The sequence below is a fragment of the Streptomyces sp. NPDC033131 genome (assembly GCF_055578365.1).
Genome location: NZ_JBVIPA010000073.1, coordinates 1 through 25,841, shown reverse-complemented (window position 1 = coordinate 25,841; position 25,841 = coordinate 1). Strand labels below are relative to the sequence as shown.

Here is a 25,841-nt window from a genome sequence, read left to right as displayed (position 1 = left end):
ATCAGCGTCTCCGACGGCACCTCCCAGGCCCGGTGACACCACCCCCCAGGTCATCCCATCGACAGGGGGACACAGTCATGCCGGGCCCGGAGGCCAGCGGCCCTCTTGCAGGACCGCGAAGAACATAACGGGGGCCGGGGGGGGGCGGGTGCGCGTTCGAACGGCCCGCCGGACCTCTCGGCCGATGCTTGAACCCTGGCCCGGCCGGCGCTCGACCTTCGCTCGGTCGGCGCTCGACCTTCGCTCGGTCGGCCCTCGACCTTCGCTCGGCCGGCCCTCGACCTTCGCCCGGTCGGCGCTCGGCCCTCGCCCGGACTCGCTCCCGCTCAGCCTTCGGTCAGGCCGCGAAGGCCAGCACCGCGATCATCCCGACGGCCAGGGCAAGACCCACCGAGCCGCAGATGATCCCGGCCAGGGCCTGGCCGGCGTTCGTGGACTCGCCCCGCCGCACCTTCTGCCGGGCGATCACGCCGAGGACCACCGCCACGATGCCGCCGATGATGGCGATCGGCCACATGCAGAAGCCGACGGCGGAGACGATGCCGACGACCATCGAGGCGGTACCCATCCCGTTGTTCGGGGCGGGCGCCATGCCGGGCCAGCCGTAGTAGGCGCCGGGGCCCTGGGACTGCGGGCCGTGGCCGCCGTAACCGGGCGGAGCGGGATAGCCGTAGCCGCCGGGGCCCGGGTAGCCGTACGGGACGTGGCCGGGGCCGTCGGGGGCCATGGGCGGCGGGGGCACCGCGTCCTGGACGTAGGGCGGGACCGGGGCGGAGCCGGGCGGCGGGTAGGGGCTCGCCTGGCCGGTGTTCACCGGTGCGGCCGGGTTCGGCGGGGCAAAGGGGTTGTCCGAGCCGTTCGTCCGGGCCGAGGACGGGTCGGACGGGGTGAAGGGCGAGGACCAGGGCTTGGACGCCTCGGGGCCGCCCACGCCCGGCATCGACGTGACCGTCTGCTGATCGTGCACGGAGGAGGACGGTGTGGAGGTCGGCGGGATCAGTGACCCTGTGTCGGCGACGGTGGCACCGGGGCCGGCGGAACCGTCCCGCACCGGCGCGGCCCACGGGTCACGGGGAGCGTCGGCGGGCTCACCGGTACCACCCGTCGGCGTCGACCGGTCCGCGCCGCCTTCCTGCGTTCCCGGCGTCTGCGCGTCGTCGGACATGCACGGGCCCCCCTCCGTCGAACCTGCCGTCATGCTACGGCCAGGGCCCGTCCGGCGTGACCCCCGGCCTACGATGATCCCGAGTCACCGATCAGCCGATCACCCGCGTCCCCCCGTGCACCGGCCAGGGGACGCCGTTCCCGGGGAGGAACCTTGACCGACCGTCTCGTCGACGCACAGATCCCGCGCGACCTGCACGCCTTCATCGCATCGCTGCCCAAGGCCGAACTGCACGTGCACCACGTCGGCTCCGCCTCCCCGCGGATCGTCTCGGAACTGGCCGCCCGCCACCCCGACTCCATGGTGCCCACCGACCCCGAGGCCCTGGTCGACTACTTCACGTTCACGGACTTCGCCCACTTCATCCAGGTGTACCTGTCGGTCGTCGACCTGATCCGCACCCCGGAGGACGTCCGGCTGCTGACGTACGAGGTGGCCCGCGACCTGGCCCGGCAGCAGGTGCGGTACGCCGAGCTGACCATCACGCCGTTCTCCTCGACCCGCCGCGGTATCGACGAGGGCGCCTTCATGGACGCGATAGAGGACGCCCGCAAGGCGGCCGAGGCGGACTTCGGGACCGTCCTGCGCTGGTGCTTCGACATTCCCGGCGAGGCCGGTCTCGAGGCCGCCGAGGAGACGACGCGGCTGGCCACCGACGACCGGGTGCGTCCGGAGGGACTGGTGTCCTTCGGTCTCGGCGGGCCCGAGATCGGCGTACCGCGGCCGCAGTTCAAGCCGTACTTCGACCGGGCGATCGCCGCGGGTCTGCGGTCGGTGCCGCACGCCGGCGAGACCACCGGGCCCGGGACGGTGTGGGACGCGCTGACCCATCTGCGCGCCGAGCGGATCGGACACGGCACCAGTTCCGCGCAGGACGAGAAGCTCCTCGCCCACCTCGCCGAGCACCGGATCGCGTTGGAGGTGTGCCCGACCTCCAACATCGCCACGCGCGCGGTCCGCACCCTCGACGAGCACCCGATCAAGGAGTTCGTGAAGGCCGGCGTCCTGGTCACGATCAACTCCGACGACCCGCCGATGTTCGGCACCGACCTGAACAACGAGTACGCCGTCGCCGCCCGGCTGCTCGAGCTCGACGAGCGGGGCCTGGCCGACCTCGCCAAGAACGCGGTGGAGGCGTCCTTCCTCGACGCGTCCGGCAAGGCCCGCGTCAAGGACGAGATCGACAGCTACACCGCGGCGTGGCTCGCTCCCTGACCCCCGCACAATGGGCGCATGCAGAAGCTGACCGCCGTGGCCCACCGCGGCGACCCCTACCGCGTCCGTGAGAACACGATCGACTCGCTGCGTTCCGCGCTCCGACTGGGCGCGGACGCGGTCGAGATCGATGTACGGCTCACCCGGGACGGCGTGCCCGTGTTGTTGCACGACGAGACGCTGAAGCGGCTGTGGGAGCACGACCGTCCGCTGCTGTCGCTGTCGTCGGACGAGGTGCGCGGGCTCACCGACGACAAGGTGCCGACGCTGGCCCGGGCGCTGGCCGCGACCGGCGACAGCCGGGTGATGCTCGACCTGCCGGGCACGCGCGACGTGCGGGTGGCGCGCCGGGTCGTGGACGTCGTGCGCGAGTGCGGAGCCGAGGAGCGCGTGTACTACTGCGCGGACGCGAGGGCGATGCTCGCCGTGCGCGCCGCCGACCCGGCCGCCGAGATCGCGCTGACCTGGACGACCCTGGCGCCGCCGCGGCCCGCACTGCTGGACGTGATCCGGCCGCGCTGGCTCAACTACCGTTTCGGACTGGTCGACCGTGCCCTCGCCGAACGCGTCCACACCGACGGCTACCTGCTCTCCGTCTGGACCCCCGACACCCGCCGCTCGATGCGCCGCCTCATCGACGTCGGCGTCGACTCGATCACCAGCAACCGCGTCGACCTGCTGTGCACCCTGCGGGACGGCGGCTAGCCGCGCGGGCCGGCGAACGCCAACGGCGGCGCGATCGCCTGTGCGTCCGCCCCCTCCCCCACCCACAGTCCGATCAGCAGCGCGGCCGTCGCCTCCACGAGGCCGGCCCGGTCCAATCCGCCGGCGTTCAGCGGCTCGCAGCCGAGGTCGCGTGCGAGTCGTCGTACGACGCACAGCGCGAAGTCGTCGTCCCCGCACAGCGGCACCGCGAGCGGGCGACCGTCGAAGACGGGCGGGGTCAGGCGCCACACGTCGACGTGGCACAGGTTGAAGGCCTTCACGACGTGGGCGGTGGGAGCGGCGGCGGCGATGCGCTCGGCCGCCGAGGGGCCACCCGCGGTGAGCAGGGTGAAGTCCGGGCCGCCCACCGGGTTGGTGCAGTCGATCAACACCCGTCCGCGCAACACGTCTTCGAGTCCCTCGACGACCCCGACCGCGGCCTCGTACGGCAGCGCCAGCAGCACCGCGTCCGTCCCGGACCGTGCCGCCTCCCTCAGGCCCACGTCGCCCGACCGGCTTCCGGCGACCACCTCGTGTCCGGCGCGCGCCCACCCGGTGCCCAGCGCGTCGGCCATTTCCCCGTTGCCCAGGATTCCTATTCGCATGAGCAGGACTGTAGGGAGCCGTTCGGGCACCATTCGGTACGTGGACCAGACGTTTCTCGCCGACTGCCGTGCCCGGCTCGCCTTCGACCTGCTCGCGAACACCTGGAACGCGGTGGTGCTGTGGGCGCTGCGCCAAGGCCCCCTGCGCCACGGCGAGTTGCGGGACCGCATCGGCGGCATCAGCCAGAAGGTGCTGACCGAGACCCTGCGGCGGCTGGAGTTCAACGGCCTGGTCGCGCGGCGGCGGTACGGCGGTTCGCCGCCACGCGTCGGGTACGAACTCACCGAGCTGGGACGGACCTTGCTCGCCCCCATCGACGTCTTCGGCGCCTGGGCGTTCGAGCACGGCGACGAGGTGATGGAGGCTCAGGAGCGCCACCGGCAGGCGGAGCGCTACACGCGTGACTCCTGAGGGACGGTCGCCGGGTCGGCGGGGGTCGCGCGGGTGACGTACTGCGGTACGGGGGTGTCGTCCTCGCCGGTGTCACGGACCAGGCCGTAGCGGATGGCTCCCTCGGGAGGGCCGGCCGTGATGTCCTGCGTCGCCTTGTCCCAGGTGGTCGGGAAGACGGTCAGGCCGTAGTCGGCGCCTCGCTCGTTCACGGTGAGGGTGACGCTGCCGTCGACGTAGAAGTACTCGTTCTGCCACATCTGCTGGGTGCCGGCCGGCGGGACCGCGTAGCCGATGTCCGGGCCGCCCATGCCGGTGGCGAAGCCGCCCGGGCTGCCCGTCAGAGGGTCGTCCATGCGGCGGCCGCCGCCCGAGGCGACGTGGAAGAGTTTGCCCTGCAGGCCGGTCCAGGCCGGCATGACCAGCCCGCCGGGCCGTGAGTGCGGGGATATCTGCCAGCGGACGAGGACGTATCCCTGGCCGCTGAGCGTCACGTGGTCGCCACGGTGCTGCATCACGGCCTGCCGGCCGCCGGTGCTGGTGATCCCGGGCTCGGGCCGGTGCGGCAGCGTCCCGGGCCGGGCGTTCGGGTCCGGTGCCCGGTCGACGGCGTCGACGACGGTGCCGTACACGTCGGCCTTCTTCGTCGCCGAGGGCGAGGGGGACGGCGTCGGGGCCGTGACGCGCGGTGGGGCCGACGTGGGCGCCGGGGCGGAACTGGTGACGGCCGGGCGCGGTGGCGGGGCGGGGTCCGGAGGCTGCGTGACGACGTACGCGCCGCCCGCGACGATGGTCGCGCCCGCCGTCACGGCGACGGCCGGCTTGGTGAGCGCGCCCAGCACCTTGGCGGACCAGCCCACGGACGTGCTCGCGACGGTGGCGGCGGCCGCGGTCTTGCCGCCGAAGGCCAGCGAGAGGGTGAAGCCGACGGGGACCGGCACGAGCGCGATCCCGACGAGCAGGCGCTCCGCCGGTACGACCGGCTCGCGGGAGTCGCCGCAGTAGCCGCAGCCCCGCAGATGCCGGGCCAGGCGTTTGCGCCAGACCGAGTCGGGGCGGCCGTTCCAGCGGGCGGTCACTTCTCGCAGGTCCGGGCAGGCGCCGTCGAGGGCGCGCACGATGCCGCGGGAGGTCTCCAGGCGTTCCTTCATCCGCTGGACGCGTACGGCGGCGTGCTGCCGGCTGATGCCGACGGCGGCGGCGAGTTCGCGCCGGCTCAGCTCGCCGGCCACCTCCAGCCACCACAGCGACAGCAGCTGGCGGTCCTCGTCGTCGAGCCAGCGCACCGCCTCCGCGACCTCGCGCCGCTGTCCTTCCAACTGGAGCCGCAGCACGGTCAGTTCGGCGAAGTCGGCGGCTTCCCGCGGCACCGACTCGTCCAGCCGGTCGGTGGTCCTGCGGCGGCCCCGGTCGCGGATCTGCCGCATGGCGATCGCCACCAGCCAGGACCGGAAGCTGTCCGGGTCGCGCAGCGAGCCGAGGTTGTCGACGGCTCGCAGCATCGTCTCCTGGACGACGTCGTCGACGTCGGCGTGGCCGTTCAGGGCCCGGCCGACGATGTTGTACACCAGCGGCAGCCAGCCCGCGACGAGCTCGTCCAGCGCCCGCCGGTCGCCGTCCTGCGCGGCGGCGATGGTGGAGCGCCAGTGCTGGGTGTCCACGGGGCCCTTTCGGTGGCGGTGACTCAGGTGACTCATGTGTCGGCTGAGGTCAGTGGTCTTCTGCACGCACCCTCTCAGGCAGTCCGGGGCTGGTGGCTATGTCCGGGATCACAGTGCGGAGACGGTGTGAAGGCCGCGGGGATAACAGTTTTTCGGCGCCCTTAGGGGGCGCCCCTGACAACTCCCTTGCCGGGAACGGCGGTTACTAGGGGTTCCACCAGGGTCCGGTGCCCTCCTCGCTGACGATCCGGGGATCGCCGTACGCGCAGAAGATGATCAGCAACACATACGTCGACCTCTGGAGCAGACGCATGCGCGCCCGCCGCCGTACGACCGTCCTCGCCGCCTCCCTCGTCCTCGCCCTGGGGGCCGTCCCCCTGGCAGCCCCCGCGTTCGCCGCGTCCGGACCGGCCTCGGCGCACGGCACCACGACCGGCCCCGACACCGAGGCCCTGGAGGCCGCGATCGCGGGCCTCCCGGACCAGGACGCCACCGCGGCCCTCGTGCGGGTGGGCGGCAAGGGGAGCTGGCGCGGGACGGCCGGGGTGCGCGATCTGAGAACCGGGGCGCCCGCGCTGGAGAAGGCGCGGTTCCGTGCCGGATCGACGACGAAGATCGTGACCGCGGCGCTCGCGCTGCAGCTCGCGGCCGAGGGCCGGATCTCCCTGGACGGGACGGTCCAGCAGTACCTGCCCGGCCTGCTCACCGAGGACTTCGCGCCGATCACCGTCCGGCAGCTGCTGAACTTCACGAGCGGCCTGCAGCCCGGGGCGTCCCTCGGCAACACCACCGAGGAGATGTACCCGCACCGCTTCGAGACGCTGACGCCCGAGGAGGTCGTGGCCGCGTCGGTCGCCAAGGGCCCGAACCCCGACCACGCGCCCGGTGAGCGGCAGTTCTACAGCAACATCCACTACACCGTGCTCGGCATGCTGATCGAGAAGGTCACCGGCGACTCGTACGCCCACCAGGCGGCCGTACGGATCTTCCGCCCGCTCGGCATGCGGCACACCTCGTTCCCCGCCGGCCCCGACCCCCGCGTCCACGGACCGCACAACCGCGGATACGACCGGATCGACGGCAAGCTGGTGGACGTGACCGACTGGAACATGTCCGACCGGTGGGCGGCCGGGGACATGATCTCGACGAACGCGGACCTGGAACGGCTGCTGGTGGGCGTGTTCCGCGGGCGGGTCGTGCCCGAGCCGCAGCTGAAGGAGATGTTCGCGGTGCCTGACGTGCCGGACGCCACGATGGGGGCGCCGTTCTCGCCGTTCAAGCTGAACGGCCGGACGGTCTGGGCGAAGACGGGATCCCGCCCCGGCTATCACACGGTCGTCGCGGCCACCCGCGACCTGTCCCGGACCGTGGTCTACTCCGTCAACTCGACCGACGCGCGGGGCGACGGCGAGGCGATCGCCCGGCGCTTCGCCTTCCCCGCGTTCAACCGCTGACGAGGGCAGGGGCTGGAGGCGCTGCCGTCGTCAGCGCCTCCAGCCGCTTGATCCTCTTGCGTACGACGTACAGCGGGATCACCCCGAAGACACCGAACGCCATGTCGATCACGCTCCACCAGAAGGGGATCCCCCGGATCGGCCCGCAGATCAGGGCGAGCGGCACGATCCCGGCGCAGGCGATCATCCCGAACTCGACGACCCAGATGTTGCGGACGGGGTCGCGGTAGGGGCCGTAGAAGGCGACCGCGATGACGAGGTGCGCGAAGGCGAGCCAGTCCGTGCCGTAGAGCACGAAGGGGTACTCGGCGTCGACGACGTCGAGCCCCTGCCGGACCCGTTCGATCCACTCCATGAGGGCGGGCAGGTGTTCCGGCACGGACAGCGCCCGCAACAGGTCCTCGGTCCAGCGCAGTTCATGGACCAGGGGGAAGGCGGTGGCGCCGCTGAGCACCAGGCAGACGACGAAGAGGACCAACCACGCGCGGATGCCCTTGAGGAGGGCGGCTCTGTCGCTCATGGCAGCAGAGTAGCCCTGAATTGAACATGTTCAAAAGCGCGGAGGCGTGGTGTGCGCCACCGGATGCCCCGGTGCAGAAGTGGCCTACGGTCCGGCGGTGCTCGCCGGTGGCACGGCCGCCTCGCTGGAGGCCACCGTCGGCCGCTCGGTGACCTGCGAGGCCGCCGTGGGCGAGGGCGAGCGGGCGGGGACGGAGGTACCGGCCGCCCCGGAGGAACTGGGCGCCGGACTGGGAGCCCCCGTCGTGGGGTCGGAGCCGCCGGGGACGGGAGTGGCCGACGGATCGGGCGGGACCGACGGGCTGCTCACGGGCGGCGGAGCGAGCGGGACCGACGGGGTCGCGGGTGCCTCGTGCGTGGCGAGGCGGAAGGGCAGCGCGGCGAGGGCGGCGACCGCGCACGTCACGCCCACCCCGGCCGCGGCGCGCACCAGGCGGCGGCGAGCGGCACGGCGGCGGATCGCGGCGTAACGGCCGGCGGGCGGCCCGAGGTAGTCGGAGGCGGGTCGCAGGATGACGGCGAGGGGGTCGTCGGGCTCGAACTCCGGACCCTCGTCAGAGTGTGTGATCAAGACTTCTCCCCAGATGGGCGCGGAGCAGTTCGCGGGCCGCGTGGAGGTCGGCCTTGACGGTTCCTTCCTTGCGCCCGGTCAGCGCGGACACCTCCCGGATCGGCATGTCAGCGTAGTAGTGCAGCAGGATCGGGACGCGCAGCCGTTCCGGCAGCGACTGCACGAGCAGGCGTACCGAGGGGTCGGCCTGCTCGGTCGGCGGGCGTACCGCGGCTTCGGCAGTGGCGCGGCGCACGGCCCTGCGTTCGCGTTCGAGCCTGCGCCAGTGGTCGCGGACGAGGTTGGCCGCTGTGACGTAGAGGAAGCCCCGGGGCTCCGCCACCAAGGTCCAGCGGCCCCAGAGCCGGGTGAAGGCCTCCGAGGCGATCTCGTGGGCCGTCTCGTCGTCGTCGACGAGCCGGCGGCACCAGCCGGCGAGGCGCGGGTAGAGGGCGGCGAACAGCTCGGACGCTGCCTTCTCGCGGGACCGTTTCAACGCTCTGCGTGCTCTCCATGGTCGTGACGGCGCTCGGGTGACGGCGCTCGGGGTGACGGTGTGCGGGGTGACGGTGTGCGGGGTCAGGTGCCGGCTGCGCTCATCGTGGCGAAGGCGATCACGTTGTCGGGGTAGCCGTCACCGGTGAGGGCGCCGCCGCATGTGATGAGCCGCAACTCCGGGCGGTCCACGTCCCCGTAGACCTCCTTCGCGGGGAACTCCGCCTTGGCGACCGTGCGCACCTCGTCCACGGAGAACACCGCCGTCCTGCCGTTCTCCAGGCGCGCCTCGATCAGGTCGCCCCGGTGAAGCTCGGGGAGACGGTGGAAGACCCCGTCCCCGTGGCTGCCGACCGTGACGTGCCCGAGGATCACCGACGGGCCGACCTGCCCCGGCGTCGGCGAGTGCCGGTACCAGCCGGCGCGGTCGTCCGCCGTGATCGGGGGCACCTGCACGGTGCCGTCCGCGGCCAGCCCCAGCTGCATCACCGGGGTGTCGACCCCGATGGCCGGGATCCGCAGTCCGACCGGGACCGAACGCCCGAGAGCCTGCCCCGCCGCCGAGGAGGACCGCGCGGGCGGTGGCGTGCCCGTGGAGCGCGCGGTCGCGTCCCGGCCGGCCTCGGGGCCGCCACAGCTCACGAGCAGCGAGGCCGCCCCCGCGGTGACGAAAGCGCGCCTGGAGAGCGAGGTCATGCCCCGGTCGCCCGCCGGCGCCGTACGACGATGAAGGCCGCGCCGCCCACGGCGCACACCGCGGCGGCACCCCCGCCGATCAGTCCGGTGGCTCCGGACTGCGCCGACTCCTCGCCGACCCCGGTGTCGGGCGCCCCGCTCGGCACGACGGACACCTGTCCCGGCGAGGGCGCCAGGGTCGGTTCCGCGCTCGGGTCGACGGTCGGCGCCTCGCTCGCATCGGTGGTCGCGGACGGGACCGGGCTCGCTTCGGTACCGGCGGACGGGACGCTGGTGGGAGCCGGGCTCGGGGTCCCGTCGGCGAACGCCGGCACGGCACCCGCCAGTACGGCGGTGCAGGCGAGTGCCAGGGCGCTCAGGACAGTTCGGCGCATGAATCGCTCTCTCTCGTCGGTCCGCCCGCCAGGTGGCTCGGCGGGCTGGGTTGCAGATCGACGGGAGAGACGAGGCAGCGGGGGAACAGGTTGTAAAGAGATGGCAAAGTCGTTCTGGGCGGCACTTCGGGTACGACGCGGCCCCGGACGGTCAACTCCCGTCCGGGGCCGCGCCGTACGCCGTAGCGACGCCCTGCCGACTAGGACCTGTCCGGCCGATCAAGTCGCAGGGAAGCGACGGTGCGACATCAGTGCCGGTGAGCGGGGTGTGGTGCGTGCAGCTGCAAGGCGGAGGAGGGCGTCGACGCGATGGGGGTCCCCCCGCTCGAGCGAAGTCGAGAGTGGGGGAGTCGGCAACCGACGACAACGCGGCAGATGCGCGTGCCACCCCCCGCGTCTGCGGCATGATCGGCCGGACAGGTCCTAGCCGTCAAGCGAGGTCATCACGTGCTTGATCCGCGTGTAGTCGTCGAAGCCGTACGACGAGAGGTCCTTGCCGTAGCCGGACTTCTTGAAGCCGCCGTGGGGCATCTCGGCGACCAGCGGGATGTGGGTGTTGATCCACACGCAGCCGAAGTCGAGCTTCTTGGACATCCGCATCGCGCGGCCGTGGTCCTTGGTCCACACGGAGGAGGCGAGGGCGTACTCGACGCCGTTGGCCCACTGAACGGCCTGGTCCTCGTCGGAGAAGGACTGGACGGTGATGACCGGCCCGAAGACCTCGTTCTGGATGATCTCGTCGTCCTGCTTGAGGCCGGACACGACGGTCGGCGCGTAGAAGTAGCCCTTCTCGCCGACCTGGTGGCCACCGGTCTCGACCTTGGCGTGCGCGGGCAGCCGCTCGATGAAGCCGGAGACCTGCTTGAGCTGGTTCGGGTTGTTGAGCGGGCCGTACAGGACGTCCTCGTCGTCGGGCTGGCCCGTCTTCGTCTCGGCGGCGGCCTTCGCCAGCGCGGCCACGAACTCGTCGTGGATGGCCTCCTGGACGAGGACGCGGGTGGCGGCCGTACAGTCCTGCCCGGCGTTGAAGAAGCCCGCGACAGAGATGTCCTCGACGGCCTTGGGAATGTCGGTGTCGTCGAAGACGACGACCGGCGCCTTGCCGCCCAGCTCCAGGTGGACCCGCTTGACGTCCTTGGCGGCGGCCTCGGCGACCGACATGCCCGCCCGGACGGAACCGGTGATGGAGGCCATCGCCGGGGTCGGGTGCTCGACCATCAGGCGGCCGGTGTCACGGTCGCCGGTGATGACGTTGAAGACACCCTTGGGCAGGATCGAGCCGATGATGTCGGCGATCAGGACCGTCGACGCCGGGGTGGTGTCCGACGGCTTCAGCACGACCGTGTTGCCCGCCGCGAGCGCCGGGGCGAACTTCCACACGGCCATCATCATCGGGTAGTTCCACGGCGCGACCTGCGCGCAGACGCCGACCGGCTCGCGGCGGACGATCGAGGTCAGACCCTCCATGTACTCGCCTGCCGAGCGCCCCTCCAGCATCCGGGCCGCGCCCGCGAAGAAGCGGATCTGGTCGACCATCGGCGGGATCTCCTCGGAGCGGGTCAGCCCGATCGGCTTGCCCGTGTTCTCCACCTCGGCCGCGATGAGTTCCTCGGCACGCTCCTCGAACGCGTCAGCGATCCTCAGGAGGGCCTTCTGACGCTCGGCGGGGGTTGTGTCGCGCCAGGCCGGGAAGGCGGCGGCGGCCGCCGCCATGGCGGCGTCCACGTCGGCCTGCCCGGACAGCGGCGCGGTCGCGTACGCCTCGCCCGTCGCGGGGTTGACCACGTCGGTGGTCCGTCCGTCGGCGGCGTCCCGGAACTCCCCGGCGATGTAGTTCCGTAGGGTGCGCAGCCCACGCAGCTCGGTGCTCACTGCCGGCCTCCTGTGTCGGGTCGAACTGTCCATTGACTGAGACACCCACCCTAATCCGCACGCCGACGTTTTCAACACCCCCGATCGCGCCATCGCTGCGAAATCCGCAGGTCTCAGTCGCGTAAACAACGAATTTCATCGCCTCGACCTTGCGGAAGTGTCGAGACGTCGTGCACAGTGACGTCGTGGCCAGTCGAAGCGCAGACCCCAAGGACTCCCGCGAGTCCAGGAACGGCACCACGCCGCATCTGGATGCCGTCTCCCTCGGCATCATCGAACAGCTCCAGGAGGACGGCCGCCGGCCGTACGCCGCCATCGGCAAGGCCGTCGGCCTCTCCGAGGCGGCCGTGCGCCAGCGCGTGCAGAAGCTGCTCGACCAGGGCGTGATGCAGATCGTCGCCGTCACGGACCCGCTCACCGTGGGCTTCCGCCGACAGGCCATGGTCGGCATCCACGTGGAGGGTGACGTGGAGTCCGTCGCCGACGCCGTGACCGCCATGTCCGAATGCGAGTACGTGGTGATGACCGCAGGCTCCTTCGACCTGATGGTGGAGGTCGTCTGCGAGGACGACGACCACCTCCTGGAGGTCATCGGCAAACGCATCAGAACCATCCCCGGAGTGCGCTCCACCGAGAGCTTCGTCTACCTCAAGCTCAAGAAGCAGACCTACATGTGGGGAACCCGATAGCCGTGAGCAAGGACCTCAGCCAGACCGCGTACGACCACCTGTGGATGCACTTCACCCGCATGTCCTCGTACCAGAACTCCCCCGTCCCGACCATCGTCCGGGGTGAGGGCACCTACATCTACGACGACAAGGGCAGGCGCTACCTCGACGGTCTCGCGGGTCTGTTCGTGGTCCAGGCCGGTCACGGCCGCACGGAACTCGCCGAGACCGCCTTCAAGCAGGCGCAGGAGCTGGCGTTCTTCCCGATCTGGTCCTACGCCCACCCGAAGGCCGTCGAGCTGGCCGAGCGCCTCGCGCACCACGCGCCCGGCGACCTGAACAAGGTCTTCTTCACCACCGGCGGCGGCGAGGCGGTCGAGACCGCCTGGAAGCTCGCCAAGCAGTACTTCAAGCTGACCGGCAAGCCCACCAAGCACAAGGTCATCTCGCGTGCGGTCGCCTACCACGGCACCCCGCAGGGCGCCCTGTCCATCACCGGCCTGCCGGCCCTCAAGGCCCCCTTCGAGCCGCTCGTCCCGGGCGCGCACAAGGTCCCCAACACCAACATCTACCGCGCCCCGCTCTTCGGCGACGACCCCGTGGCCTTCGGCCGCTGGGCCGCCGACCAGATCGAGCAGCAGATCCTCATGGAGGGCGCGGACACGGTCGCGGCGGTCTTCCTGGAGCCGGTCCAGAACGCGGGCGGCTGCTTCCCGCCCCCGCCCGGCTACTTCCAGCGGGTCCGCGAGATCTGCGACAAGTACGACGTGCTGCTGGTCTCGGACGAGGTCATCTGCGCCTTCGGGCGCCTCGGGACGATGTTCGCCTGCGACAAGTTCGACTACGTCCCGGACATGATCACCTGCGCCAAGGGCATGACCTCGGGCTACTCCCCGATCGGCGCCTGCATCATCTCCGACCGCCTCGCCGAGCCGTTCTACACGGGCGACAACACCTTCCTGCACGGCTACACCTTCGGCGGCCACCCGGTGTCGGCAGCGGTGGGTCTGGCCAACCTCGACCTGTTCGAGCGCGAGAACCTCAACCAGCACGTCCTCGACAACGAGGGCGCCTTCCGCGCGACCCTGGAGAAGCTGCACGACCTGCCGATCGTCGGCGACGTCCGCGGCAACGGCTTCTTCTACGGCATCGAACTGGTGAAGGACAAGCACACCAAGGAGTCCTTCGACGAGGAGGAGACCGAGCGCGTCCTGTACGGCTTCCTCTCCAAGGCCCTGTTCGACAACGGCCTGTACTGCCGTGCCGACGACCGCGGCGACCCGGTCGTCCAGCTCGCCCCGCCACTGATCTCCGATCAGGAGACGTTCGACGAGATCGAGCAGATCCTGCGCGCGACGCTCACGGAGGCGTGGACGAAGCTGTAGTCCCCCGGCGGTTCCGCGGCCCGGGTGCACCCGTACGAGTGAGAAGGGGTGCACCCGGGCCGCGTGCTGTCCGGCGTTCCGGCCCCGGATCCTTAGCGTGCCTGTGACCGATCGGCCCTGCCTTCGTTCCCCCGCACGGGGGATTGGCCGGGAATTACGGATCTGAACGAGGTGTACGCCCATGGTGGCCCCGCCGGACAACGACGTGCTCTGGGCACGCGCCCTGCACTTCACCCACGACGACGGCTCGCCCGCGCTCAGCGGAGTGTCACTCGGCGTCCGCGAGGGCGAGATCCTCGCCGTCAGCGGCCCGCGCGGCAGCGGCAAGTCGACCCTGCTGCGGTGCCTGTCCGGCCAGGTCCCCGCGCAGCGCGGCGAGGTCTGGTTCAACAGCGCACCCGTGCACACCATGAACCCGACGACCCGCGAGCGCCTGCGCCGCGACCGCTTCGGCTGGATCGACCCGGCCCCGGTGCTCGTCCCCGAGCTGAACGTCTGGGAGAACGCCGCCCTGCCCCTCATGCTGCGCGGTACCAGCCGCCGCCGCGCCAAGACGGCCGCCCTGGAGTGGCTGGAGCGCCTCGACATCGGCGACGGCATCCGCAAACGCCCGCACGAACTGCGCCAGTCCGAACGCCAGCGGGTCTGCATCGCGCGGGCCCTGGCACCCGCCCCGACGGTCCTGTTCGCCGACGAGCCGACCGCACCCCTGCACCGCGCCGACCGCGCCCACGTGCTGCGCACGCTCACCACGGCGGCCCGCTCGCACGGCATCACGGTGGTGCTGGCCACGCACGACGCGGACACGGCGGCCCTCGCCGACCGCACGGTGTCCCTGCTGGACGGACGGCGCGTGCACACCGTCCACCTGCCCCCGGTCACCGAGACGGAAGGCCGGGCCGCGTGCTCGCTCTCCGTCTGACCCGCGGCGCCCACCCGGCCGTCCAGCTCCGCCGCCTCCTGGTGGCGGCGGCCTCGGCCGGCACGGGCTTCCTCCTGCTCTGCACCCTCGGCTACGCGATGAGCCACCCGGACGCACCGACCGCCTCGCTCCTGCGCCTGGCCTGGTGCGCGACCCCGCTGGCCGCCACGGTCCACTTCGCTCTCGCCGTGGCCCGCACCGACCCCGCCACCAAGCCCCGCACCGGCCTCTCGGCCATCGGTCTGGGCCCGGCCCGCCAGATGGCGATGTCGGCAACGACAACGGCCCTCTCCTGCACCCTGGGCTCGATGCTCGCCCTCCTGTTCTACCTCCACCTGCGAGGCGACCTGACGGGCATGCCCTTCGACGGCGCGGCCGCGGAGTTCCTGGCGGCGCAGAACCCGCTGCCACTGCCGGCCGCCCTGACCCTGCTGACGCTGACACCGGCGACCGCTTCGGTGGCGGTCGCCTGGGTGCTGCGCCCCCGCGAGGACAGACCGGCATCGACCCGGTCGGGAGCCAGGTCGTACGGCCGCTTCGGCGCGTACGGCAACTCGGCCGCACGGGAGACCTTCGGTGCGTACGGCCGCTTCGGCGCCCGCCTGCGAGGCGCCGCCGGCCGCCCCACGCAGCCTGCGGGCAGTCGTGCCGCTGGGGCGATGGGGGTCCCCCCGCTCGAGCGAAGCCGAGAGCGGGGGAGGGTGGGCGCAGGCGGCACCCCGCAAGCGCGGGCAAGTGAAACCCACCCCCCGGCACCGGCCCAGGACGCGCCCACCCCCGACCCGGACCCCAGTACCCTCACGCCGGCCCCCCAAGAGGCCCCCCGGGGCCTCCCGTGGGGCATCGCCGTCCTGGCCGCAGGCCTGGCGGCAGAGGCGTACGCCACCCGCACAGCCCCCGGCACTCCCGCCACCCTGCCCGGCGGCCTGACCACCCCCGGCCCGGCCTCCGTCCTCGTCGGCTGGATCCTCACCGCCACCGGCCTCGCCCTCGCCGGCCCCGGTCTCACCCACCTCTGCGGCCGCCTCCTGCAGACGGCCCGCCCCGGCGCCCTCCGTCTCCTCGCCGGCCGTGTCCTGATGGCGGAGGCCGGCCGCATCGGCCGTCCCCTCGGCGTGGTCTGCGCGGTGGCGTCGGGCACGTACGCCATGGCGTCGCTGCACGACAGGGCGGAACCCTCCTTCGGCCCGCTGACCGCCCTCGGCCTGCTCCTGGTGACCGGCTGCACGGTGGCGACCCTCCTCACCGCCGCCGTCGAGGCCAGGCAGGCCCGCGCCGACACCACGGCCGCGCTGCTGCGGCTCGGCGCCCCCGCGACGGTGCTGCGCAGTGCCGCCGCCCTCCGGGCCGGCGCGCTGCTGGCCCTGTTCGGCCCGCTCACGCTGGTCGTCGCGGAGCTGGCGGCGCTGCCGCTGGCCCGCTGACAGGCCGTAGCGAGAATCCGAAGAAAAAAATCTCCGCCGGGCGATGAGTTCCGCCGGGACGCACCGTCTATCCCACCGAACACCACGCACCCGATGGGAGAGACCGATGACCTCCACGTACCAGCAGATGATCTTCGTGAACCTGCCCGTGAACGACCTCGACGCCTCGAAGAAGTTCTTCACGGAGCTGGGGTACACGATCAACCCGCAGTTCAGCGACGACAACGCGGCCTCCGTGGTGATCAGCGACACCATCGTCGCCATGCTGCTCACCAAGCCGTTCTACGCGACCTTCACCAAGAAGGAGATCGCCGACGCCACGAAGACCAGCGAGGTGATGGTCGCGCTGAGCGCCGAGAGCCGCGAGAAGGTCGACGAGCTGGTCGAGAAGGCCCTCGCCGCCGGCGGTTCCCCGGCCGGCGAGACCCAGGACCACGGCTTCATGTACGGCCGCTCCTTCGACGACCCCGACGGCCACACCTGGGAGGTCGTGTGGATGGACCCGTCCGCCATCGAGGGCTGATCCGATGTGCCTAGCATGGGCGGGTGCAGACGATGCCCGCCCATGCGGCCCACCACGACGACCGTGAGATCGAGAGCCTCGACGAGTTCGACGCGACGGTCTCGGCCCGTGCGACGCTCGCCGGATACCGGGTCCAGGCCGTGGACCTGACGGACCGTACGCGGGAGTTGCTCACCACGGATGCGGCGGGTGCCGTCTTCCTCGGCTGCCCCATGCGCCAGGACGCGGCGGCCAAGGTCCGGGCGGACGGCGCGATGGTCTTCCCGCCCGTCCCCGACCTGCCCTTCGACCCGTACAGGGGCCTGGTCTACTCCCCCGACGAACTGTTCGCGTCCCTGCCGGACGGCTACGAGGCCACGCCCGACGCCCTGGCGTACGCCTGGTTCCAGCAGACCAAGGCCGACCGCGACATCCTCGCCTCGATGCTCCGTTCGGTCCACGACGACTCCATCTCGGACGCCCTGGACGAACTCCTGCGCGGGACGCGGGTGGTGGGCGTCATGGGCGGCCACGCGATGGCGCGCGGCACGGAGTCCTACGCGGGTGCCGCGCGGCTCGGCCGGGAGCTGGCCCGTGCCGGTTTCACGGTCGCCACCGGCGGCGGCCCGGGAGCGATGGAGGCGGCGAACCTCGGCGCGTACGCCGCCCCGTACGACGACGCGATGCTGGCCGAGGCGCTCCGACTCCTCGCCAAGGCGCCGAAGTTCACGCCGTCGGTCACCGAGTGGGCGTCGGCCGCCTTCGAGGTGCGTGCCCAGTGGCCGAAGGGCGGCGCCTCCGTCGGCATCCCGACCTGGTTCTACGGCCACGAGCCGCCGAACCCCTTCGCCTCCCACATCGCCAAGTACTTCGCCAACGCCACCCGCGAGGACGGCCTGCTGGCCCGCTGCACCGCGGGCGTGGTCTTCCTGCCGGGTGCCGCCGGCACGGTGCAGGAGATCTTCGACAACGCGACGCCGAACTACTACGAGTCGCGCGGCGAGCCCACGCCGATGATCCTCGTGGACCGCGCCCACTGGACGGAACGGCTGCCCACGTGGCCGCTTCTCCAGGCGCTCGCGCGGGAGCGGTCGATGGAGGACCGCATCGCGCTGGTCGACCGGGTCGAGGAGGCTCCGGCGGTGCTGAAACGTCTCGGTGGTTAAACAGACGGCAAAGCAAACGCTTGTAGCCTGCCTATGCGTTGACACTTCTTATGCAGCGCTTATAGACCTGTGAGCCTCCAGAGGATGCTGATGTCACATCACCACCTCACCCACCCCCCGCAGTTGCGCAACCCGTAAAGGACAAACGTGTCCATAACTCGCCGTACCGTCGCACGTTCCGTGCGCATCCTCGGTGTCGCCTCCGCCTCGGCCGCGCTCGCGCTCAGTGCCTCCGGCAGCGCGTTCGCCTGCAACATCAACGAGTTCTCCGCCGAAGCCAAGTGCCAGGGCGCCAAGGGCGTCATCACTGTCACCAACGTGGACCCCGAGGGCATCCCGGCCACCGTCTCCGTGTTCCTCGAGAGCAACGGCGCCGACGTCAAGAAGGTCGGCGAGCAGGTGGTCAAGGGCTCGCGCGAGGGCGTCACGATCACCTTCAAAGAGGACTGGCTGCCGAACGCCGAGTACCGCATCCACGTCAAGGCCGAGACCTACGTGGACGAGGACATCAAGCCCAACCTGACCACCCCGTCCACGGCCTGCAAGGCCGAGGACGCTCCGGTCCCGACGCCCACCCCGACGCCGACGGCGTCCGCCTCGACCCCGGCCGAGGAGACCATCACCCCGGCCCCGTCGGTCTCGGAGAGCAGCAGCACCGCCCCGGCGGACACCACGAGCAGCGCTCCGTCACCGGCGGCCGGTGAGTCCAACCTCGCCGAGACCGGCGCGAGCTCCAACACCGGCATCATCGCCGGCATCGCGGCCGCCCTGGTCGCGATCGGCGGCGGAGCCGTGTTCTTCGGCCTGCGCCGCCGCGGAACGAACAGCAGCCGCTGACCCCTCCCGCACACCACGGTGGCCCGCCCCTCACACCAGAGGGGACGGGCCACCACTGCGTCACACCAGGGTGCCGCCCCAGCTGCGGGCAGTCGTGCCGCTGGGGCGATGGGGGTCCCCCCGCTCGAGCGAAGCCGAGAGTGGGGGAGGGTGGGCGCAGCGGCACCCCGCAGGCGCGGGTGAGCAAAACCCACCCGGCGCGGCCCCCACACGCGTGCACCACGAAGACCGACAGACGCCGCCCGGCTCACGCCTCAGCCGAGCACGACGATGTCATCCACCTCGAACCCCACCCCCACCACGTCCCCCACCCCCGGCGCCACCCGCAACGCACACGCCGCCTCCAACCGAGGCGCACCCTCCTCCAGCTGCAGATGTACGGCGACATGCGTGCCCTTGAACGTCCGCGCGGCCACCACACACCGCAGCCCCTCGTCCGCACCCACCAGCCGTACCCCCGCGGGCCGCACCAACAGGGACCGCACCCCCTGCGCCGCCCCCGCAGGGACCGGCACCTTGCCCCACGGCGTGTCAGCGGCCTCCCCCGCGACCGTGCCCTCGACCACGTTCTCGAAGCCGAGGAAGCGGGCCACGAACTCGTCCGCCGGCCGCTGCCACACCTCAAGAGGCGTACCGGACTGGGCGATCCGCCCGTCCCGCATCACCACGACCCGGTCGCCGAGCGCGAAGGCCTCGCCCTGGTCGTGGGTCACGGCGAGCACGGTGGTGCCCAGCCGGCCGAAGAGCTCCCGCAGTTCGACGACCAGCCGCTCCCGCAACGACCGGTCGAGCTGCCCGAGCGGTTCGTCCAGCATCAGCAGCCGTGGCCGCGGCGCGAGTGCCCGGGCCAGCGCCACCCGCTGCTGCTCGCCCCCGGACAGCGAGGCGACGGCACGGCGCCCGGCGCCCGGAAGGCCCACCAGATCGAGCAACTCCCGTACGCGCTCACTCTGCTGTCCCTTTGACGCCCCGTGCATCCGCAGCCCGAACCCGACGTTGCCGCCCACGTCCCGCTGCGGGAAGAGCTGATGGTCCTGGAACATCAGCCCGACCCCCCGCTTGTGCGCGGGCACGCCCGCCTGATCGCGCCCGTCGAGCAACACCCGTCCGTCGTCCAGGGGTTGCAGCCCGGCCACCGCCCGCAGCAGCGTCGACTTGCCGCTGCCGCTCGGCCCGAGCACGCACACGATCTCGTGCTCGGCGACACCGAGGTCGACCCCGTCCAGCACGGCCCGCCCGCCGAACCGTACGGTCGTGTCCTCAAGACTCAGCAGCATGCAGAACTCCCCGGCATCTAGAACTCCCCGGTCCGGTCGGTCCGCAGCCGCTCCAGGACCAGCAGCGCCACCGCGCACACGAGCATCAGGATCGTCGAAAGGGCCATCGCCTGGCCGTAGTTGAGCTCGCCGGCCCGCCCGAGCAGCCGCGCCACGGCGACCGGCAGGGTCGGGTTGTCGGGCCGCGCGATGAACACCGTCGCCCCGAACTCCCCGAGCGAGACCGCGAACGCGAACCCCGCCGCGATCAGCAGCGCCCGCCGCACCATCGGCAGGTCCACCTCCCGCCACACCCGCCACGGCGACGCCCCGAGCACGGCCGCCGCCTCCCGCAGCCGTACGTCCACCGCCCGCAGCACGGGCAGCATGGTGCGCACGACGAAGGGGACGCCGACCAGCGCCTGCGCGAGCGGCACCAGGATCCACGACGACCGCAGGTCCAGCGGCGGCTCGTCGAGCGCGATCAGGAACCCGAACCCGACGGTCACCGCGGACACCCCGAGCGGCAGCATCAGCAGCGCGTCGAACCCACGTACGAACCGGCCCGCGTCCCTGCGGGTGAGTGCCACGGCGGCCAGACCGCCGATCAGCACCGCGATGGCGGTGGCCACGACGGCGTACTGCAGCGAATTGCCGATCGCCTCGATCGGCGGCACCAGGAAGAGCCCGCCGTCGTCGCTGGTCAGCGCCCGGTAGTAGGCGAAGTCGGGCGCGTCGAGAGACCGCTGCACCAGGACGGCGAGCGGCAGCAGAAGCAGGACGACCACGCAGACCAGGACACCACCCAGCAGCGCCCACTGACCGGCCCCGCGCGGCCGGCGCGCGGTCACGGACGCGTCCACCAGCCGCAGGGCGGTCTCCCGCCGCCGTACGGTCCACGCGTGCAGGGCGAGGACCGCGCCCACCGCCATGAACTGGATCAGCGTCAGCACGGCTGCCGTGGACAGGTCGAAGATCTCGGACGTCTGCCGGTAGATCTCCACTTCGAGCGTCGAGAAGGTCGGCCCGCCGAGGATCTGCACCACACCGAAGGAGGTGAAGGTGAAGAGGAACACCATGAGCGCGGCGGCGGCCACGGCGGGCCCGAGCGCGGGCAGCGTCACCTTCCGCCAGGCCGCGAGCCGGGAGGCGCCGAGCATCCGCGCGGCCTCCTCCTGCCGCGGGTCCAGCTGTCCCCAGAGCCCGCCGACGGTCCGTACGACCACCGCGTAGTTGAAGAAGACGTGCGCCAGCAGGATCGCCCACACGGTGGTGTCCAGGCGTACGCCCCACAGCTCGTCCAGCAGCCCGCCACGCCCGACGAGCGCCAGGAACGCCGTACCGACGACGACCGTCGGCAGCACGAAGGGGACGGTGACGACGGCCCGCAGGACCTGCTTGCCGGGGAAGTCGAAGCGGGCGAAGACATACGCGCCCGGCAGCGCGATCAGCAGCGTGAGCGCGGTGGAGGCCAGTGCCTGCCAGGTCGTGAACCACAGCACGTGCCGGACGTCGGACTGCCCGAGCACGTCCGCGATCCGGCCCAGCTGCCACACCCCGTCGACCTTGAGGCCGCGCGCGACGATCGCGGCGACGGGGTAGGCGAAGAAGACCGCGAAGAACGCGACGGGCACGGCGATGAGACCGAGCCGCGCCGCCGCGCTCTTCCTGGCTCCCTTGCGCGGGGCTACTTCAGTACGAGCGAGGTCCACGACTTGACCCACTGGTCACGGTGGTCGGCGATCGCGGCCGGTTCCATGGTCTCGGGATCCTTCGCCTGCGGACCGAACTTCGTGAACTCGGCCGGCACTCGCGCACCCTCTCGCACCGGGTAGACGAACATGTTCAGCGGCATGTCCTCCTGGAACTCCGTGCTCAGCAGGAAGTCGAGGAGCGCCTTGCCGCCCTTGGCGTTCGCGGCGTTGCTCAGCAGCCCCGCGTACTCGACCTGTCGGAAGCAGGTGCCGTCGGCGACGCCCGTCGGCGCGGTCGTCGGCTTCGGATCGGCGTAGATCACCTCGGCGGGCGGCGAGGAGGCGTAGGAGACCACCAGCGGACGGTCGGCCTTGGCCTTCTTCCCGCCTGCGGACCCGGAGAACTCCTCGTTGTAGGCCTGCTCCCAGCCGTCGACGACCTTGACGCCGTTGGCCTTGAGCTTCTTCCAGTAGTCCGCCCAGCCGTCGTCGCCGTACTTCGCGGCCGTACCGAGCAGGAATCCCAGTCCCGGCGAGGAGGTGGAGGCGTTCTCGGTGACGAGGAGGTTCTTGTACGCGGGCTTGATGAGGTCGTCGAACGAGGTGGGCGGGGCCAGCTTGTGCTTGCTGAAATACGCCTTGTCGTAGTTGACGCAGATGTCGCCGGTGTCGATGGGCGTGACCCGGTGCTTGTCCTGGTCGGCCCGGTACGCGGCAGCGATCCGGTCGGAGCCCTTCGCCTCGTACGACTGGAACAGCCCGTTGTCGAGGGCCCGGGACAGCAGGGTGTTGTCGACGCCGAAGAAGACGTCGCCCTGCGGGTTGTCCTTGGTGAGGATGGCCTTGTTGACGGCCTGCCCGGCGTCGCCGTCCTTGAGGACCTTGACCTTGTAGCCGGACTGCTTCTCGAAGTCCGCGAGGACGTTCTTCGAGACGGCCCACGAGTCGTGGCTGACGAGGGTCACGGTCCTGGAGTCCCCGCCGCCGCTCCCGCCGTCGGAGGACCCGCACGCGGAGAGCGTGACGAGGCCGAGTCCCACGGCCAGAGCCGTGGCGTTCCTGGTGATGCTCACAGAATTCCTCCTGGGGGTGGCCAGGAAGAGACGCGGCCCTGCCCGGACGCCTCGGAGAAAAATCCGAGGCTCCCGGGCAGGGCGCAACAGCTCGAGTAGTGACCGAACTTCCTACCCAGAATGACCTGGGCGAGGTTCAGAGGGTCTGCGGCCGGTGCCGCACTCTCAGCGCTGTGGCGCTCCCCTGTCGGAATATGAAGATGTTCGTACGGACGTCACACTACCGTTCGGTCGCGGCGAGCTGACCACACGCCCCGTCGATCTCCTGTCCACGGGTGTCCCGGACGGTGACCGGCACACCATGGGCGGCGATGGCCTCGACGAACGCCTTCTCGTCCTCGGGACGGGAGGCGGTCCACTTCGACCCGGGCGTCGGGTTCAGCGGGATCAGGTTGACGTGCACGGGCTTGCCACGCAGCAGCCGCCCGAGCCGGTCACCCCGCCATGCCTGGTCGTTGATGTCCCGGATCAGCGCGTACTCGATGGACAGCCGGCGCCCGGACCGCTCCGTGTACGCGAAGCCGGCGTCCAGGACCTCGCGCACCTTCCACCGCGTGTTCACGGGGACGAGGGTGTCGCGCAGCTCGTCGTCGGGGGCGTGCAGCGAGATGGCGAGCCGGCACTTGAAGCCCTCGTCGGTGAAACGGTTGATCGCCGGGACGAGTCCGACCGTCGAGACGGTGATCCCGCGCTGCGAGAGCCCGAGTCCGTCCGGCTCGGGGTCGGTGAGCCGCCGGATGGCCCCTACAACCCGGTTGTAGTTGGCAAGGGGCTCACCCATACCCATGAAGACGATGTTGCTGAGCCGCGCCGGACCACCGGGAATCTCGCCGTCCCTGAGTGCCCGCATTCCGTCCACGATCTGGTGCACGATCTCCGCGGTGGACAGGTTCCGGTCCAGCCCGGCCTGCCCCGTGGCGCAGAACGGGCAGTTCATGCCACACCCCGCCTGGGAGCTGATGCACATGGTGACCCGGTCCGGGTAGCGCATCAGCACCGACTCGACGAGCGTCCCGTCGAACAGCCGCCACAGCGTCTTGCGGGTGGTGTCCTGATCGGTGGACTGATGCCGGACGACCGACATCAGCTCGGGAAGCAGCGCCTCCTGAAGCAGGCCGCGGGATCCGGCCGGGATGTCGGTCCACTCCTGCGGATCGTGCGCGTACCGCGCGAAGTAGTGCTGCGAGAGCTGCTTGGCACGAAACGGCTTCTCGCCGACCGCGGCCACGGCTTCCCTGCGCTCGGCGGGCGTGAGGTCGGCGAGGTGCCGCGGCGGCTTCTTGGCTCCGCGCGGGGCGACGAAAGTGAGTTCTCCGGGTGCAGGCATAACCCTTCCAGTGTCGCAGATCAACTCTTGCAGCCCAGGCCACAGCGGGGTGGGAGTGGTCACCCGTGCGTGGCGTCTGTCGGCGTTGGTCGGCATCGCACGGCCCAGGGACGGCCCAGGGACGGCCTACAAGGCTGGCTCAGCTATCACGGTCATTGCTTTGGGCGCGCTAAGCGGTCGACAGCATCGCCATCGAGCGCCCGTTCACCCCTGGGGTCAGTCCGAAGCTGACTAAAAGGCCTTCATATTGATCCACGCAAACGGATTTCCCGGAAATGGCGTGTGCCCGAGGGCGTGGTCGTGCCAACATCACGATGTACATGGGTAAGTCACCAGAGGGGCGAAGATGTCAGACAAGAGTCGGTCACTCGTACGCTTTTTCATCACACTTCCGGATCCATTCCCCGTGCCCGACGGATACGCCTATAAGGGAGGCCCTGTACTTCCCGGGCCATATGACGCAAATACCATGGGCCATCTCTTCGTGCACCTAAGATTTTTGCAGTCGCACAACATATCCAGGCGCCACGGGTCCTTTACGTCTGCCGCCGAATCAATACAAAGATACGCACAGGTTCGAGATTCGGATTCTGAACGTATCACCCCTCCCCTCCAGGGCGAATACACAACCGTGGTAGCAACCACACTTGGCGACGTCGAAGAAGGAGACAAGAGCGACTGGCTTTCCCCCCAAGACGTACCGATTGAGCACGACGCACTAAACAGGTGCATTTATGCGATACGAGAAATAGTCCGCGCATATCGAGCCGCCTTCGAAGTCCCCTGCACGCTACCCTCATACGAGCTTCTCGACATCTCGATCCCATTCCAGGTGGCGCACTCTGCTGTCATCACAGACGAGGAAGATGGCTTCTCCCTGGATGGTTCCAAATGGGGGCCAGTTGGCATTCTCATGCTGGACCACGTCAATATTCCTGACACACCGCAAGGCCCGGAAGTGAATGCGGAAAACATGCACCGCCTTGACTACTTCGATGACCTCAAGCATCCAGGGAACCCACTTTTCGTCTGGCGAGAGCGGTTCGTCGAAGCACGCAGAGCATTGAACGTGGAAGGGCAGTATGGTGCGGCTGTAACCTTGAGCAACACGGCCAGCGAGGTAATGCTCGACGCCCTCCTGGCCACTCTTATGTGGGAATCCGGGAAGGACCCAGCGGAGGTCGCAGATATCTTCACTGAAGGGCGACTAGCAAAACGGGTAAAGTCGCATTTCGCGGAGCTCCTAGGCGGCAATTGGGTTCTTGATGGAGCCACCCCCGTAGCCGAATGGTTCCATAAGTGCTATAGAATGCGCCACAAAGTGGTACACGGTGGGTATAGCCCGTCCCGCCTAGAGGCGAAAGTAGCTTTGGACTCAGTTCATCAGCTATCTATGTATTGCTGGGATCGCCTCGCAGTGAAGAGAAAGAAATTCCCCCGGACTTCCCTGATGATGCTGGCAGAAGAAGGGCTCCGCCGACGCGGAAAGTGGTGCAGCTTCATGAAACACTTCTCTTCGGAAGTGGCACCGCGCGAGAGTTCCTGGCTTCAGCAGTCCCAGAAGTGGCGTGACGACGTTCAGGTGATACTCATGTCAGGCGAGTAGGGTCCTTACAACGATCGCTGCTTCGTAGAGACTTTGAGGTCGGCGGAGCGGCTTTGGGCTGGAGCTGCTTTGGGGCGAGTGATCATGGCCCCGTAAGCTTCCGGCGAGTCGGGCAGCCTGTGGACCTGCCCGTTAAAGCACGACGTTGGGGCCATGATCTTAGAGGCTCGCCCCATGGTGGCTGCCTAATCCGTTGCTAAGGGCGTTCCGAGGAAGCGGTTGGTTCCCGGGATGTTCGAGTGCCGGACCGTGACACCTTGTGGCTGCCGGGCGGGCAAC

The 25,841-nt window shown here is 70.5% G+C and carries 25 protein-coding genes; 12 read left to right on the top strand and 13 right to left on the bottom strand.

Going from position 1 to position 25,841, the window contains the following annotated elements; translation table 11 throughout:
• Positions 1-337: 337 nt before the first annotated feature.
• Positions 338-1,165: a DUF4190 domain-containing protein gene (locus ACZ5XS_RS43660; protein WP_468661081.1), complete on the bottom strand. Its 828-nt coding sequence runs from the start codon at positions 1,163-1,165 to the stop codon at positions 338-340.
• 90 nt (positions 1,166-1,255) lie between these two features.
• Here ACZ5XS_RS43660 and ACZ5XS_RS43655 point away from each other — a divergent pair, with 90 nt between their 5' ends.
• Together ACZ5XS_RS43655 and ACZ5XS_RS43650 are read left to right on the top strand one after the other, a co-directional pair.
• On the top strand, positions 1,256-2,380 hold the full coding sequence (locus ACZ5XS_RS43655) for an adenosine deaminase (protein WP_468661085.1): 1,125 nt from the start codon (positions 1,256-1,258) through the stop codon (positions 2,378-2,380).
• Between the two features lie 18 nt (positions 2,381-2,398).
• Positions 2,399-3,085, top strand: a complete 687-nt coding sequence (locus ACZ5XS_RS43650; protein WP_468661079.1) for a glycerophosphodiester phosphodiesterase — start codon at positions 2,399-2,401, stop codon at positions 3,083-3,085.
• On the opposite strand, the gene ACZ5XS_RS43645 is transcribed toward ACZ5XS_RS43650, so the two are convergent.
• Complete coding sequence (locus ACZ5XS_RS43645; RefSeq protein WP_468661077.1) at positions 3,082-3,690, bottom strand: NADPH-dependent F420 reductase; 609 nt, start codon at positions 3,688-3,690, stop codon at positions 3,082-3,084. The two genes, ACZ5XS_RS43650 and ACZ5XS_RS43645, sit on opposite strands and share 4 nt — an antisense overlap.
• Between ACZ5XS_RS43645 and ACZ5XS_RS43640 the strand changes: the two genes are divergently transcribed.
• Positions 3,689-4,102: a winged helix-turn-helix transcriptional regulator gene (locus ACZ5XS_RS43640; RefSeq protein ID WP_468661075.1), complete on the top strand. Its 414-nt coding sequence runs from the start codon at positions 3,689-3,691 to the stop codon at positions 4,100-4,102. The genes ACZ5XS_RS43645 and ACZ5XS_RS43640 overlap by 2 nt on opposite strands.
• On the opposite strand, the gene ACZ5XS_RS43635 is transcribed toward ACZ5XS_RS43640, so the two are convergent.
• A complete protein-coding gene (locus ACZ5XS_RS43635) occupies positions 4,084-5,778 on the bottom strand; it encodes an RNA polymerase sigma factor (protein WP_468661073.1) in 1,695 nt (564 codons plus the stop codon). The genes ACZ5XS_RS43640 and ACZ5XS_RS43635 overlap by 19 nt on opposite strands.
• Before the next feature lie 275 nt (positions 5,779-6,053).
• Here ACZ5XS_RS43635 and ACZ5XS_RS43630 point away from each other — a divergent pair, with 275 nt between their 5' ends.
• Positions 6,054-7,196 carry a serine hydrolase domain-containing protein gene (locus tag ACZ5XS_RS43630; RefSeq protein ID WP_468661083.1) on the top strand — a complete coding sequence of 381 codons (1,143 nt, stop codon included), beginning with the start codon at positions 6,054-6,056 and terminating at the stop codon, positions 7,194-7,196.
• On the opposite strand, the gene ACZ5XS_RS43625 is transcribed toward ACZ5XS_RS43630, so the two are convergent.
• The 6 genes from ACZ5XS_RS43625 to ACZ5XS_RS43600 form a co-directional block, all read right to left on the bottom strand.
• Positions 7,186-7,716 (bottom strand): hypothetical protein, encoded by a 531-nt coding sequence (locus ACZ5XS_RS43625; protein ID WP_468661071.1) that lies wholly within the window; start codon positions 7,714-7,716, stop codon positions 7,186-7,188. The genes ACZ5XS_RS43630 and ACZ5XS_RS43625 overlap by 11 nt on opposite strands.
• A gap of 84 nt (positions 7,717-7,800) precedes the next feature.
• Positions 7,801-8,286, bottom strand: coding sequence for a hypothetical protein (locus ACZ5XS_RS43620; RefSeq protein ID WP_468661069.1), 486 nt, complete (start codon positions 8,284-8,286; stop codon positions 7,801-7,803).
• The gene (locus ACZ5XS_RS43615) at positions 8,270-8,761 is read right to left on the bottom strand and encodes an RNA polymerase sigma factor (protein ID WP_217234609.1); all 492 of its coding nucleotides are present in this window, start codon (positions 8,759-8,761) and stop codon (positions 8,270-8,272) included. The genes ACZ5XS_RS43620 and ACZ5XS_RS43615 overlap by 17 nt, the downstream gene beginning before the upstream one ends.
• Before the next feature lie 83 nt (positions 8,762-8,844).
• Positions 8,845-9,456: a class F sortase gene (locus tag ACZ5XS_RS43610; RefSeq protein ID WP_468661067.1), complete on the bottom strand. Its 612-nt coding sequence runs from the start codon at positions 9,454-9,456 to the stop codon at positions 8,845-8,847.
• Complete coding sequence (locus ACZ5XS_RS43605) at positions 9,453-9,830, bottom strand: sortase-dependent protein (RefSeq protein WP_468661065.1); 378 nt, start codon at positions 9,828-9,830, stop codon at positions 9,453-9,455. Before ACZ5XS_RS43605 ends, ACZ5XS_RS43610 begins: the two co-directional genes overlap by 4 nt.
• A gap of 423 nt (positions 9,831-10,253) precedes the next feature.
• Positions 10,254-11,702, bottom strand: a complete 1,449-nt coding sequence (locus ACZ5XS_RS43600) for a gamma-aminobutyraldehyde dehydrogenase (protein ID WP_468661063.1) — start codon at positions 11,700-11,702, stop codon at positions 10,254-10,256.
• 170 nt (positions 11,703-11,872) lie between these two features.
• Between ACZ5XS_RS43600 and ACZ5XS_RS43595 the strand changes: the two genes are divergently transcribed.
• From ACZ5XS_RS43595 to ACZ5XS_RS43565, 7 genes are all read left to right on the top strand, one after another.
• Positions 11,873-12,391, top strand: a complete 519-nt coding sequence (locus tag ACZ5XS_RS43595; RefSeq protein ID WP_468661061.1) for an Lrp/AsnC family transcriptional regulator — start codon at positions 11,873-11,875, stop codon at positions 12,389-12,391.
• Positions 12,376-13,755, top strand: coding sequence for an aspartate aminotransferase family protein (locus tag ACZ5XS_RS43590; RefSeq protein ID WP_468661059.1), 1,380 nt, complete (start codon positions 12,376-12,378; stop codon positions 13,753-13,755). The genes ACZ5XS_RS43595 and ACZ5XS_RS43590 overlap by 16 nt, the downstream gene beginning before the upstream one ends.
• Before the next feature lie 181 nt (positions 13,756-13,936).
• Positions 13,937-14,677, top strand: coding sequence for an ABC transporter ATP-binding protein (locus ACZ5XS_RS43585; RefSeq protein WP_468661057.1), 741 nt, complete (start codon positions 13,937-13,939; stop codon positions 14,675-14,677).
• Positions 14,659-16,101 (top strand): hypothetical protein, encoded by a 1,443-nt coding sequence (locus ACZ5XS_RS43580; RefSeq protein ID WP_468661055.1) that lies wholly within the window; start codon positions 14,659-14,661, stop codon positions 16,099-16,101. Before ACZ5XS_RS43585 ends, ACZ5XS_RS43580 begins: the two co-directional genes overlap by 19 nt.
• A gap of 106 nt (positions 16,102-16,207) precedes the next feature.
• A complete protein-coding gene (locus ACZ5XS_RS43575; RefSeq protein ID WP_468661053.1) occupies positions 16,208-16,624 on the top strand; it encodes a VOC family protein in 417 nt (138 codons plus the stop codon).
• A gap of 23 nt (positions 16,625-16,647) precedes the next feature.
• Positions 16,648-17,769 carry an LOG family protein gene (locus ACZ5XS_RS43570; RefSeq protein WP_468661051.1) on the top strand — a complete coding sequence of 374 codons (1,122 nt, stop codon included), beginning with the start codon at positions 16,648-16,650 and terminating at the stop codon, positions 17,767-17,769.
• A 180-nt stretch (positions 17,770-17,949) separates the two neighbouring features.
• Positions 17,950-18,606 carry an LAETG motif-containing sortase-dependent surface protein gene (locus tag ACZ5XS_RS43565; RefSeq protein ID WP_468661049.1) on the top strand — a complete coding sequence of 219 codons (657 nt, stop codon included), beginning with the start codon at positions 17,950-17,952 and terminating at the stop codon, positions 18,604-18,606.
• A gap of 254 nt (positions 18,607-18,860) precedes the next feature.
• Here ACZ5XS_RS43565 and ACZ5XS_RS43560 read toward each other — a convergent pair whose 3' ends face one another.
• The 4 genes from ACZ5XS_RS43560 to rlmN form a co-directional block, all read right to left on the bottom strand.
• Positions 18,861-19,883, bottom strand: coding sequence for an ABC transporter ATP-binding protein (locus tag ACZ5XS_RS43560; RefSeq protein WP_468661047.1), 1,023 nt, complete (start codon positions 19,881-19,883; stop codon positions 18,861-18,863).
• Positions 19,884-19,900: 17 nt separating this feature from the next.
• Complete coding sequence (locus tag ACZ5XS_RS43555) at positions 19,901-21,574, bottom strand: ABC transporter permease (RefSeq protein WP_468661045.1); 1,674 nt, start codon at positions 21,572-21,574, stop codon at positions 19,901-19,903.
• On the bottom strand, positions 21,550-22,629 hold the full coding sequence (locus ACZ5XS_RS43550) for a thiamine ABC transporter substrate-binding protein (protein ID WP_468661043.1): 1,080 nt from the start codon (positions 22,627-22,629) through the stop codon (positions 21,550-21,552). The genes ACZ5XS_RS43555 and ACZ5XS_RS43550 overlap by 25 nt, the downstream gene beginning before the upstream one ends.
• Before the next feature lie 220 nt (positions 22,630-22,849).
• Positions 22,850-23,956 carry a dual-specificity RNA methyltransferase RlmN gene (gene rlmN, locus ACZ5XS_RS43545; protein ID WP_217234623.1) on the bottom strand — a complete coding sequence of 369 codons (1,107 nt, stop codon included), beginning with the start codon at positions 23,954-23,956 and terminating at the stop codon, positions 22,850-22,852.
• A 406-nt stretch (positions 23,957-24,362) separates the two neighbouring features.
• Here rlmN and ACZ5XS_RS43540 point away from each other — a divergent pair, with 406 nt between their 5' ends.
• Positions 24,363-25,562, top strand: a complete 1,200-nt coding sequence (locus ACZ5XS_RS43540; protein WP_468661041.1) for a hypothetical protein — start codon at positions 24,363-24,365, stop codon at positions 25,560-25,562.
• Positions 25,563-25,841 lie beyond the last annotated feature (279 nt).

Coding starts and splice junctions, on each gene's coding strand:
- ACZ5XS_RS43660 (WP_468661081.1), bottom strand. CDS start 1,165: ATGTCCGACGACGCGCAGACGCCGGGAACGCAGGAAGGCGGCGCGGAC.
- ACZ5XS_RS43650 (WP_468661079.1), top strand. CDS start 2,399: ATGCAGAAGCTGACCGCCGTGGCCCACCGCGGCGACCCCTACCGCGTC.
- ACZ5XS_RS43640 (WP_468661075.1), top strand. CDS start 3,689: ATGAGCAGGACTGTAGGGAGCCGTTCGGGCACCATTCGGTACGTGGAC.
- ACZ5XS_RS43645 (WP_468661077.1), bottom strand. CDS start 3,690: ATGCGAATAGGAATCCTGGGCAACGGGGAAATGGCCGACGCGCTGGGC.
- ACZ5XS_RS43635 (WP_468661073.1), bottom strand. CDS start 5,778: ATGAGTCACCTGAGTCACCGCCACCGAAAGGGCCCCGTGGACACCCAG.
- ACZ5XS_RS43630 (WP_468661083.1), top strand. CDS start 6,054: ATGCGCGCCCGCCGCCGTACGACCGTCCTCGCCGCCTCCCTCGTCCTC.
- ACZ5XS_RS43625 (WP_468661071.1), bottom strand. CDS start 7,716: ATGAGCGACAGAGCCGCCCTCCTCAAGGGCATCCGCGCGTGGTTGGTC.
- ACZ5XS_RS43610 (WP_468661067.1), bottom strand. CDS start 9,456: ATGACCTCGCTCTCCAGGCGCGCTTTCGTCACCGCGGGGGCGGCCTCG.
- ACZ5XS_RS43605 (WP_468661065.1), bottom strand. CDS start 9,830: ATGCGCCGAACTGTCCTGAGCGCCCTGGCACTCGCCTGCACCGCCGTA.
- ACZ5XS_RS43585 (WP_468661057.1), top strand. CDS start 13,937: ATGGTGGCCCCGCCGGACAACGACGTGCTCTGGGCACGCGCCCTGCAC.
- ACZ5XS_RS43575 (WP_468661053.1), top strand. CDS start 16,208: ATGACCTCCACGTACCAGCAGATGATCTTCGTGAACCTGCCCGTGAAC.
- ACZ5XS_RS43560 (WP_468661047.1), bottom strand. CDS start 19,883: ATGCTGCTGAGTCTTGAGGACACGACCGTACGGTTCGGCGGGCGGGCC.
- rlmN (WP_217234623.1), bottom strand. CDS start 23,956: ATGCCTGCACCCGGAGAACTCACTTTCGTCGCCCCGCGCGGAGCCAAG.